Source organism: Sphaerotilus sulfidivorans (assembly GCF_013426975.1).
Lineage (GTDB): Bacteria > Pseudomonadota > Gammaproteobacteria > Burkholderiales > Burkholderiaceae_C > Sphaerotilus > Sphaerotilus sulfidivorans.
In genome coordinates this window covers 80,066-91,330 of sequence record NZ_JACCPY010000014.1, presented here as the reverse complement: position 1 = coordinate 91,330, position 11,265 = coordinate 80,066, and the positions used below count along the sequence as shown (strand labels likewise).

General features: G+C 43.9%; 10 protein-coding genes and 1 pseudogene. 2 read left to right on the top strand and 9 right to left on the bottom strand.

What is annotated here, in order from left to right:
* The coding region (locus tag HZU84_RS10825; protein WP_180692898.1) for a dTDP-4-dehydrorhamnose 3,5-epimerase family protein at positions 1 to 248 on the top strand (248 nt) is incomplete at its 5' end.
* Positions 249 to 484: 236 nt separating this feature from the next.
* A complete protein-coding gene (locus tag HZU84_RS10820) occupies positions 485 to 1,810 on the top strand; it encodes a UDP-glucose dehydrogenase family protein (protein ID WP_149504149.1) in 1,326 nt (441 codons plus the stop codon).
* A gap of 22 nt (positions 1,811 to 1,832) precedes the next feature.
* Here HZU84_RS10820 and HZU84_RS10815 read toward each other — a convergent pair.
* The 9 genes and pseudogenes from HZU84_RS10815 to HZU84_RS20955 all read right to left on the bottom strand — a co-directional run bounded on the left by HZU84_RS10815 (position 1,833) and on the right by HZU84_RS20955 (position 11,226).
* A pseudogene (locus tag HZU84_RS10815) lies at positions 1,833 to 2,914 on the bottom strand (IS3 family transposase).
* A 123-nt stretch (positions 2,915 to 3,037) separates the two neighbouring features.
* On the bottom strand, positions 3,038 to 3,721 hold the full coding sequence (locus HZU84_RS10810; protein WP_149504150.1) for a DUF1919 domain-containing protein: 684 nt from the start codon (positions 3,719 to 3,721) through the stop codon (positions 3,038 to 3,040).
* Positions 3,721 to 4,575, bottom strand: coding sequence for a glycosyltransferase (locus tag HZU84_RS10805; protein ID WP_149504151.1), 855 nt, complete (start codon positions 4,573 to 4,575; stop codon positions 3,721 to 3,723). The genes HZU84_RS10810 and HZU84_RS10805 overlap by 1 nt, the downstream gene beginning before the upstream one ends.
* 7 nt (positions 4,576 to 4,582) lie before the next feature.
* Positions 4,583 to 5,377, bottom strand: a complete 795-nt coding sequence (locus tag HZU84_RS10800; RefSeq protein ID WP_149504152.1) for a glycosyltransferase family 25 protein — start codon at positions 5,375 to 5,377, stop codon at positions 4,583 to 4,585.
* Entirely contained in the window at positions 5,374 to 6,459 is a 1,086-nt protein-coding gene (locus HZU84_RS10795; protein WP_180692897.1) for a cellulase family glycosylhydrolase, read from the bottom strand. Before HZU84_RS10795 ends, HZU84_RS10800 begins: the two co-directional genes overlap by 4 nt.
* 1 nt (position 6,460) lies before the next feature.
* Positions 6,461 to 7,954, bottom strand: coding sequence for a lipopolysaccharide biosynthesis protein (locus HZU84_RS10790; protein WP_180692896.1), 1,494 nt, complete (start codon positions 7,952 to 7,954; stop codon positions 6,461 to 6,463).
* Positions 7,935 to 8,813, bottom strand: coding sequence for a hypothetical protein (locus HZU84_RS10785; RefSeq protein ID WP_180692895.1), 879 nt, complete (start codon positions 8,811 to 8,813; stop codon positions 7,935 to 7,937). Before HZU84_RS10785 ends, HZU84_RS10790 begins: the two co-directional genes overlap by 20 nt.
* The gene (locus HZU84_RS10780; protein WP_149504156.1) at positions 8,810 to 10,018 is read right to left on the bottom strand and encodes a glycosyltransferase family 4 protein; all 1,209 of its coding nucleotides are present in this window, start codon (positions 10,016 to 10,018) and stop codon (positions 8,810 to 8,812) included. The genes HZU84_RS10785 and HZU84_RS10780 overlap by 4 nt, the downstream gene beginning before the upstream one ends.
* Complete coding sequence (locus tag HZU84_RS20955; protein WP_149504157.1) at positions 10,015 to 11,226, bottom strand: O-antigen ligase family protein; 1,212 nt, start codon at positions 11,224 to 11,226, stop codon at positions 10,015 to 10,017. The genes HZU84_RS10780 and HZU84_RS20955 overlap by 4 nt, the downstream gene beginning before the upstream one ends.
* Positions 11,227 to 11,265: the final 39 nt, after the last annotated feature.

Here is an 11,265-nt window from a genome sequence, read left to right as displayed (position 1 = left end):
AGCTGACCGGCGAGAACCACCGCCAGTTCTGGATTCCGCCGGGCTTCGCGCACGGCTTCGTCGTCACCAGCGAGACGGCCGACTTCCTCTACAAGACCACCGACCTGTACGCGCCGCAGTGCGAGGGTGCGGTGCGCTGGGACGACCCGACGGTCGGCATCACCTGGCCGGACCTGGGCATGGCACCGCTGCTGTCGGCCAAGGATGCGGTGGCGCCGCTGCTGGCCGACGCGCGGCATTTCGACTGACGCGTGTTCAATCTTCTCTGATTGATAGGTTGACGGTGGCGGACAACCACGTGCATTGAGACCCGCCTCTCTCTGCTCCTTGCGCCCTCGCCCATGGCTGCCGCCCTCCTTCCGATCCGTCATGCCCGCGCAGGCGGGCACCCACGCAAGATATCCCAGGCATTCATTTCTCGGCGTAGCCACGGCTGCCCCGCCTTTCCCTCCATCCTCTTATCTGCAAGAAAGAAAGCTGAACTATGAAAGTCACCGTCATCGGCACCGGCTATGTGGGACTCGTGACCGGCGCGTGCCTGTCGGAAATGGGCAACCATGTGATGTGCCTGGACGTGGATCCGGCCAAGATCAGGATCCTGAACGACGGGGGCATCCCGATCCACGAGCCGGGGCTGCTGGAAGTGGTCCGGCGCAACGTGGCGGCGGGCCGGCTGGAGTTCACCACCGACATCGAGAAGTCGGTGGCGCACGGCACGCTGCAGTTCATCGCGGTGGGCACGCCGCCGGACGAGGACGGCTCGGCGGACCTGCAGTACGTGACGGCGGCGGCGCGCAACATCGGCCGGCTGATGACGGACCACAAGGTGATCGTCGACAAGAGCACGGTGCCGGTGGGCACGGGCGACAAGGTGCGAGCGGCGGTGGCCGACGAACTGGCCAAGCGCGGCCTGTCGGAGATGGAGTTCTCGGTGTGCTCGAACCCCGAGTTCCTGAAGGAAGGCGCGGCGGTGGCGGACTTCATGCGCCCGGACCGCATCGTGGTGGGCGCGGAGGACGAGCGCGCGATCCTGCTGATGAAGGCGCTGTACCAGCCCTTCGTGCGCAACCGCGACCGGATGATCATCACCGACATCCGCTCGGCGGAGTTCATCAAGTACGCGGCCAACTGCATGCTGGCTACGCGCATCAGCTTCATGAACGAGCTGAGCCGGCTGGCCGAGAAGGTGGGCGCCGACATCGAGATGGTGCGGGTGGGCATCGGCTCGGATCCGCGCATCGGCACGCAGTTCCTGTACCCGGGCGTGGGCTACGGCGGCAGCTGCTTCCCGAAGGACGTGAAGGCGCTGGCGATGATCGCGGCCGAGAACGGCATGCCGAGCAAGATGCTGACGGCGGTCGAGGAGGTCAACGAGGAGCAGAAGATGGTGCTCGTGCACAAGATCGTCGCCCGGTACGGCGAGGACCTGTCGGGCAAGACCTTCGCGATGTGGGGCCTGGCGTTCAAGCCCAACACCGACGACATGCGCGAAGCGCCGAGCCGGGTGATCATCAAGGAGCTGCTGGCACGCGGCGCCAAGGTGCAGGCCTATGACCCGGTGGCGGCCACCGAGGCACAGCGGGTGATGGAGGGCTGGGCGGGCCTGAGCTATGCCGAAGGCCAGAAGCAGGCGCTGGAAGGCGCCGACGCGCTGCTGATCGTCACCGAGTGGAAGGAATTCCGCACGCCGGACTTCGACGGCATCGCCGCCAGCCTGCGCGACAGGATCGTCTTCGACGGCCGCAATCTGTACGAGCCGGAGCTGATCCGCTCCTTCGGGCTGGAGTATCTGTCGATCGGCCGGCGCTGAGCGACGACCGTAAGCTCCCCCGTCAAGCAGACAGCTGATTCCCAGAGTCTGCGGCGGTTGTGGTGATCAATCGGGGCATGAACTGCCTGGGCGGCTTACCGCCCAGGGCGTCATGCGGTCGGTACTCGTTGTACTGGGTCAGCCAGACGTCGAGCACCTCGGTGCGGAAGGTGCGGTTGAAGCGCTCGACGTAGGCGTTCTGGTTGGGCTCGCCGAGCTCGATGTCGTTCAGCGCGATGCCCCGGCGCTGCGCCCACGCGACGAATTCACGGCTGGTCATCTCCGGTCCGTTGTCCATGCGTATGGACTGCGGTGTGCCGTACCAGTCGACCAACCGGTCCATCGTGCGGATGAGCATCAAGGCGGGCAGAGACGGCGCCACCTGGATCGCCAGCGCCTTGCGGTTGGCCTCGTCGATCACGTTGAGGGTGCGGAACCGCCGGCCGTCGTAGAGCACGTCGCGCATGAAATCCAGCGCCCAGCCCTGGTTGACGCATGCGCCTGCCGCCAGCGGAGTCGGCTCGCGTTTCGGGATTCGGCGCTTCGTCCTGCGCGGAATGTTCAGGCCCAGCTCGCAATACACCCGCCAGACCCGTTTGTGGTTCCACGGGCGACCATCCAGGCGCAGCCGGTCGAAGCATTTCCAGAACCCCCAGCGGCCGTTGCGCTCGACCACGCCATTGAGCGCGTCGATCACCTCGGCATCCTTCTCCTGCGGCAGCGGCGGCGTCTTGTAGTACGCCGCCCGCGACAAGCCTGCGGCTCTGCAGGCTCGTGTGACCGGCAGGCGATGCTCGGTCACCATGGCCGAGACTACCTGCCGCTTCGCGGACGGCGTCAGAATTTTTTTGCCAGCACGTCCTTGATCGCCGCGTTCTCCAGCGCTAGGTCGGCGTACATGCGCTTGAGCCGGGCGTTCTCCGCTTCCAGCTCGCGCATGCGCGTCAGGTCCGAGACCGTCGCGCCTGCGTATTTGCTCTTTCACGCGTAGTACGTCGGCGCGCTGATGCCGTGCTTGCGGCACACCTCGGCCACCGGCAGCCCGGCCTCTCCTTCTTTCAGGATCGCCACGATCTGGCTCTCGCTGAACTCGCTCTTCCTCATCGGCTCGCTCCTTTCGGACTGGCCGCATTCTCTGGTTTCGGCTGTCTACTTGCTGGGGGAGCTTACGGATTCAGCTTTTCAGCGCCATCAAACGGCGGGCGGGAAGTTCATAAAATGCTCCAATCAGTTAAAAACATCATAATAAAAAGAAATTAACTTGGAAAATTTAGAATGATTAACCCTTCCCTCACAAATCCATTTAACAATATCAAAGCATCTATATCGCCTTCTATATAAACTAAGTCCATCAATAATTTCATTTTTATCCTTATTTATTAACTTTGGACAAAAAACATGATCCGCCGATGGGAAATCCTTAATCCCAAAAGATATCTTACCATCAAACTGCATAGCATGAAATTTCTCGAGATGCATCCCAGAACAATCATCTCGATCGCACATCTTTACGAAAATTTTTGCCCCCATTTTTCTATCCTCTTTCAATCTGGCAACTCTACGACGCCATTTAATCTCAGCCTCTTCTTTACTTGAATAGTGTAAAAAATGAATCTCAAATTTACCACAAAGCAGGCCAACAGGATAATTTACAGGAAAAATATATCTCGACCTCTCCAAAAATTCAATATCTGAATTCATGCATTCATCAAAATTTTCAAGAACACCAATGTAACAATCAGGCAACAAAAATAAACCAACAAATGGTGTATTATATGATCTATCAGTATGTTGATATAACTCATACCCCCAACAATTGTTCGACACAATAATAAATTTTTCATTTCGTAATTTTTGTTTTTCTCGCAAACCAATCAATTTACTAACCAAATTATACATAGCGACCCTCATCAAAAAACAAATCGAAGTAGAAATTTTAGTATTTGCTTAACCGACGGCCTAAGCGAAAAAAAGTAAGCCACATCTTTGCCTGAAGGCCTAAATCCATAGTACTTACTAAAAATTTGCATATATAACCAAGCTTTATCACTTGAACTCAAATATGAATTACCCTCTAAAAAGCAATTATATGCCCTCTTGATTCTATCAACACCTTTGGTTGATATTCTGTCAGATGATCTTATATCAAAAAAAACATAGGATGGATTATTAACTAAAATACCGCAACCAACTCTTTTACAGAACCTATAAAATAACTCCAAATCTTGCCAGGCCGGCATTTTTTCATCAAATAAACCAGCGGCAAACCAATTTTCCAATGGGGCAAATATCTGATTTCCAACGCAATTACTAATTAATATTGCATCAGATGTAGCAACGCAAGGAAATTTACTGAAGAAATATTTCTCCTTAGAAGTAAAAATCTTGTATTGCGAATAAAGAAATCCAACAGGAATATTATGTGAATTTTGATTCAACTCATTCCATTTGTCAACAAACAACTCTACTCTTCTTATTTCAAAAAAATCATCATCATCTAAACCAGTGACAAAAAAACCATTCGCTAAACTTATTGCAATATTTCTAGCAGCCGGCGCGCCAACTGACTCCTCATTTCTCACATAAACCACTCTATTGTCTTTAGAGCAAAAATTTTTATTCAATGAACTATTAACAGGAGAACTACCGTCATCAACTACAATTATCTCAAGATTACTATAAGTCTGATTAATTACGCTATCCAAGGCCCTAGAAAAATCTTTTGGCCTATTTTTTGTTGTTATATAGACAGTTACTTTTTTCATGATTAGATTAATTTTTTCGCCGCGGAACAAACACAAATCCAAAAATCAGATAAAAAAGAGATCCGAATATTCTTGCATAAATAAACTTTCTTTCATAAATATATAGAATTTTTTTTATCACATTAGGAAAAAAACCATTTTTTGATCGATTGCCATAAGATTTTAATCTCTCGGACTCTATAGAACTAGCATTCAACTCAATAGGATGCCTTACAATTTCTGTAAAAAATATTTTTATACCGTTGCCACACAAATAATCCCAATCATCCGCCTTAGAAAATCCATCCTGCTGTTTTTTTAGCAGTGTTTCCAAAGCCTTATCGCCCGCGATATATGCACATGTCCTCCAAACCTGTTTCCAGCAAACTCTAGGAATCGAATATACATTAGAACCCAGCTCAGGGGAAAGCCTCCCAATAATCCATTTCCTGGATTTTAAACCATCCTGCCCACCCAGAATACATATTCCATCGGCCGGAATTCTTCGCGCTATTTCATCGCAACGGAATAATCCTTCTCTATCAACAATAACATCATCCTCCATAATCACAACAGATTTTTCGCCAGATAAAATTGCATCTTTATAAACTTCAATATGACTCAGTGTGCACCCCAATTCTGAGGGGCTCAAAAAATAGCGCGCCCTCTGCAAATTCAAAAAATAATCAGACGCAAAAAATTTTCTTCCGTCAACAGCATTAATAATATTTATCTCATCAAAAGAAGAACCGACACGAAACTTTAAATCGCGCCTTCTTTGCTCTGCCCCCTCAAGGGAAATAACATACTTTTTGATACTCATGAAACACCCTTTAAAATATCAATTCTTCTTGACTGCGAAATTTTACAGGCAGACCAGTTTTCTTTACCAGCACCTTCAGGTGACCATATGGCATTCTCTCTAAATGAATGGAAAGTCCAATCTAAATTTAAAATTGAAAATGCTCTCACTAACGCAGACAAATACAAATCACCATATTTTCCAGAAAATACACTAGCCCCGAATTCACCGATATATGGCGAATTCCCGAATGAATCAATGAAAAAAGAAACAATATCCTTCAAGAAAAATTTTATAGTATTATCACTCCAGACAAATCCATCACTATCAGTAAATGGAAAAACAATATTTTTGTTTGCGTGAACCGTATCAAAAACTCCAAAGTGAGATAATTCCATAGGGTAATACATATGCCAACTAGGAATTACACGCATATCATCCACCCATTTGAAGCTTAATATTGAATCTCTCCAAGACATATATTTTCCACTGGAATCAACTAGTCTGGCAGGCTGAAGCACAATTTGAATTCCTTCAGAGAACTCATGACAATCATATGCAATACTTTTGGCGAGAAATTGCCACGAAAGATTTTTATCGCCACCACGAAAATGAACAGGCTCATTTAAAAAATCAACCCACACACTATTCCTTGCATTAATCGGAAGAAAATTACTCAATCTAATAAAAATACTTCTCCACAAACATCTAAAATTATTTTGGATGTCAGCATCAAACCAGAATTTATCTCTTGGATGAGTCGTATACTTATTCGAAAAGCCTATGTACGTATGTGGATCAATAACAATTGTTGAATCATTTTCAATAACAAAATTAATGATTTTAACTAATTTTCCCCATGCATTTTCATTAATGTTTTTTGTATTATTTTTATCAAATATAGCCCCATCAGCAAAGCTGACCCTAAAAATACGGAAGCCAAGGCCAACAAGCTCTTTTAAGGTGCAAATACTTACATTTGGAGTTACATTGAAACCGGTTTTTTTATTATTTTTATAATTTTGTCCGTCGAAAATATTAACGCCTGAGCAACCACTCAAGCCGCCCAAGATAGATAACTTTAAAAAATTACTCCGATTCATGTCAAACAATTCGCCAAAAACCAGTAACACTACCCCCTGAAATCATAAATTTTACACCTTTCATTAATTTCTCTAAAAAGCCACCTTCAGAAGAAAAATGCAATAAATAAATAACAACCATCAAAAAAAATGCAACTGCCGAAAATCCAACAATTAATCTAAGCGCTCCAACATCAAGGCACAGCACACGATCAACAAATAAATGCGCCACAACAACAACTGTAGAAGACACAATCAAATTTAAACCAACATCCAAAGAGATTGCATTTATTTTTGCCCCAATAAATTTAATAACGAAATAAAGAGCAAAAATTCCGTTGAAAAAATTAGCCCAAAAATATAGTTTGGCCATGTATTCGATACCACTACTGACGCCCATCAAAAATGCACCCAACTGGAGTAAAGTGGCAAGTGTACCCAGCTTTAGTAATTCAGATATACGCCCCATCGCCTGCAATGCACCACCAGTGGTACTTACCAAGGCTTGAATACATCCAGTCAAAGCCAACCAAAAAAGCACCGGAGAAGCGAGCAGCCATTTTTCTCCCAAAACCACAAAAATAACTGACTCTGACTCTATAGCAACAAAAATCATCAGCGGCCATATACAAAATGATAATGATCGAAGTATTCTACAGTATATTTCATGTGCACCATGTCCACTTCTGATCCGTGAACACAGCTCCGGATACATTCCACGATTAATTGCTCCCGTAATGTTCTGAACTGGAAATAGCATAATTTTATATGCTTGACTATAATAACCAACCTGTACTACACCTAACGCTCTTGATATTATAGGTATATCAGCATTTCTTGCTATATAGTTAATAGAATTAAATCCAAGAACACCTCCGCCAAAACTAAGTATCTCTCGACTCCGTGTGGCGCTCCAAGAAATTCCAGGTCGCCATTTAGCCAAAATTACATAAAGCACCGATGTTATGGCAACGTTAGCAAAAAAAGATGCAGCCAAAGCCTTCGCGCCGAAATTATTAATGGCTAGAATTAATGCCAGAATGAATGCAAAAACACTCGAAAATATCTCCGCCTGTGCAATTTTTTTAAAGTTCCCGGAACGCTCCAACAATGCTTGAGGAATAGCGCCAAATCCAGAAAAAACAAAAACCCACGATACAATTTTAATTAATTCACCAACACCCATTATTCCAAAAAGTGCACCTATACTTTCATGAAAAATTTGCAGAATTAAAAATATAACGAATCCAAGAGAGAATGATATAAAAAATGCCGTATCAATAAAAATTTTATCCAAAGAGTCGACTCTAATAAGAGAATTTGCAACACCTCCATCCCTAAAAACATATGCTAAGTTAATAACCACGAAGCAAGCAGCCATTGCCCCGTACTCTTCTGCCGGTATTATTCTTGAAAGAACTCCGATTGTTAAAATTTGAACTATTACACGTATTCCTTGAACAGAAGCAGTCCAAAAAATATTTTTCACAAGTTTATTATCTTTTATTCCAACCACCACACACCTCCCAATATTTCTTTATCTGCTGATTATTCCGTCCTTGAATACAGTTTTCCAACCAAAGCGCACTGCTTTGAGCTGCACTCCACTCAAAAATATCAATTTTTTTTGTAGCAAGCCTCACTACAGAATTCAGCTTCCTTGTTTCAGCATACAACCAAATATCATCTCCATCGGGACACGTATCACGAATAACATTTATATTAAAATTCATCCTCTTCAACAAAACAGTAGGATATAAAACTCCACCACATCCAGTCGCAAAGTTACCAGAATCAATGCCAGACTCAGATATACTATGAATCCAATTCATATAATCATCCGGAAAACCATTGCTTAGATATTTTATGCGGTGAACTCTATGCGCAACAACATCCGCAGGATAAAGCACATTATCTTCAATCAAAGAATTTAACCAGCCTTGCGGATAGATCATATCATCATCCGCAATAATGACACCTACAGGGCAAATATCTCCAGCGGCAATAATTTCAGCTAAAGGAACTATTTTTTTATACGATCGAAGATCTTCACAAGAATTAATTTTTAGGCCAAACTTACACAGATTCACCACATCATTTGGCAATTCATCAATGTCATTTTTTGCAATCCATAAAATAACTTCATATTTATTTCTTGTCTTTTGCATTAAAATTGACTTTATAGTTCTAGCAAGATCCTTATATCGGCGAGGATATGAAGTCAATGATACAACATAAAATATGTCATTTTCGCATTTTTTACCACCATCGAATATTTTTTTTATCTTATAAAAATTCCAGCGCGCATTCAGTGCAGCCACACACCTAAACTCTTTATTGAATATTTTTTTAAAATTAATTAGCGCCCCCATCATCCCAGCAACTCCTTATATACACCAACAATACTTTCGACATGCCTTTTCATACTAAACTCAGATCTTACTCGTTGAGAACCTCGTCTTCCCATATCCGACAAGTCAAGATCGCCACTCTCGCAAAAATCCAATGCAGCACCAATAGTTTCTGGAGAAACTTCTTTTAAAACTATAGCATCAACACCGTCTCGAACCACTTCAGGAAGACCTCCACGATTACTGCAAATAACAGGCAATCCCATGGCAAGAGCCTCAACAGCTACAAGGCCAAAAGTTTCATCCCATTTAGAGGGAACCAAAATACATTTACATTTTTGCAATATTTTTTCTTTTTTCTCAGGCCCACAAAATCCAACCATAAGGATATTTTTTATGCCGCGACTATTAATGTATTGCTCAATAGTCGGCTTCAATGACCCATCGCCCATGACAACCAAGTTAATATCCGGACGAACCTCAAACGCCAAAATCATCTCCCAAATCCCTTTTATATCTTCAACTCGCCCCATATACCCATAGTTATCGCCCTTATCTACAAAATATGGCATGCGATCCATGTCGACCCCATTATAGACTGTTACTATTTTATTTGAATCCACGCCCATTGATATAATTTTATTTCTCTGAAAATCACTCACTGCAATGAATTTATCAACGAGCCTATATGAGCCAGCAAGCAATGAAACATAAGCCTCGACAGTTGAATGCAACGTACGTGCACGCGATTTTTTATTACATGACCGCATGATAGCCTTGTAGTAGTTAAATCCACTACAATCTTCACATTGTTCACCATCAGCAATCATTTGATATGTAGGACAAACCAACTTATACTCATGTAAAGTCTGAACGATCGGTATTGAATTTTTATGGGCACATCGGATAATTGAAGCAGTCAATTTTCCATAATAAATATGACAGTGCAATATATCCGGACGAAAATCACATATTAGATTATTTAACGCCTCAGAAGATTTGAGTGAATAATACGATCTGACGACATCCAATATAGAATCACCAACAAGTTTTGACGTATTTTCAGGGAAATATTTTTCCCACTGATTCGGCAAATTTCTTGAATCTTTAGCCGCGAATGGTGCAACTTCGTGTCCAGCAGCAAGCAACGCTTGTTCTTCTGCCAAAAGCACTTGGTCAGACCCTCCTACAACAAAATAATTTTGCCCTGCAAGAATTATTTTCATCATCCACCTTTGCGCGAATTTAACAATGACAACATTGTCAGAATAAAAAATGGGAAGTTATATCCAAAATTAACTGATTCAGTTACACCGAGAACCATGAACACACTTAAAAATACAATCGCGCCACCAAAGCCAATACGATAAACCATCAGTTTCGACAACCCAGCCATCATGACAATATAAAATACCAATCCGACAACCCCATAAGAAACAAGTGTTTCTAATGAAGCATTGTGCGAAGACCCTACACTATATCCAAGAATAGCCTCCATATCACTAAAACCACGCTCATTCAGGTATGCATACTGATTAACGCCCAAACCACCAATAGTCGACTCAGAAAAAAGACCCCAACCATAACTCCATATATAAACTCTACTCAGTATTGAGTCCGGCACCAAAGGATAATAAGATGGATCAAGGTATACAAGAGTTATCAACAGAGTAATTATGGTTAGGACCACAACGAAGCCAGAAACCAATCTCTGATGAACAACAGAAGAATCTCTTACGTTAGAAAAAATATTCGTAAAAATGTACGTAAAACACATTAATGCTGCAGCAAGCATACTCGTAGATGATCCTGACTTTATTAGTAGAATAAAATGCAGACCAATAGCACCAATGCCGTATATATCCTTGTAGAGAGCCGGCTTTAACGCCAAAATCATTGCGATAGCTATAACGGAATACATACCCAAACTATTTTTATGCGTAAAAACACCTTGCCACAAACCGTCATGCTCAGAGTCAGCAGCAATACCATAGTCTGGAATAAATAATGCCCAAAAAAAACTCATAGTCCCCACAAAAATTACAGCAAACTTGAAACATTCATATATTTCATCACCATCAAAGTACTTCACGAATAATGCCGAAGCAGCAGGTATCGCAAGAATATAAGAGAAGGATATTATTGCAATATTTTTTTCTGGAGCCCAAAAACAAGTACAGGCGGCCCACACTATCATTATTTTATAATACACACCTAAGCGAAGGACTTCTTCTCTTGCGAAAAATGATGCCGAAACGATCAATAAAAACACAGCGATCACAGGAATAATATTCAATACTCCTGTGTATAAAATAGCATTGTGCAACCCCTGTGCACGAGCACCACCATCTTTAATTAAACCGATAAACGCATTAGTTGTCAGTACAATTAATAATATAGCCAGCGCAATACCGGGTACAATTCGATAATATCGCACAAATATTCCTTACCACTCAAAAACCACCAGCTAAAGCGT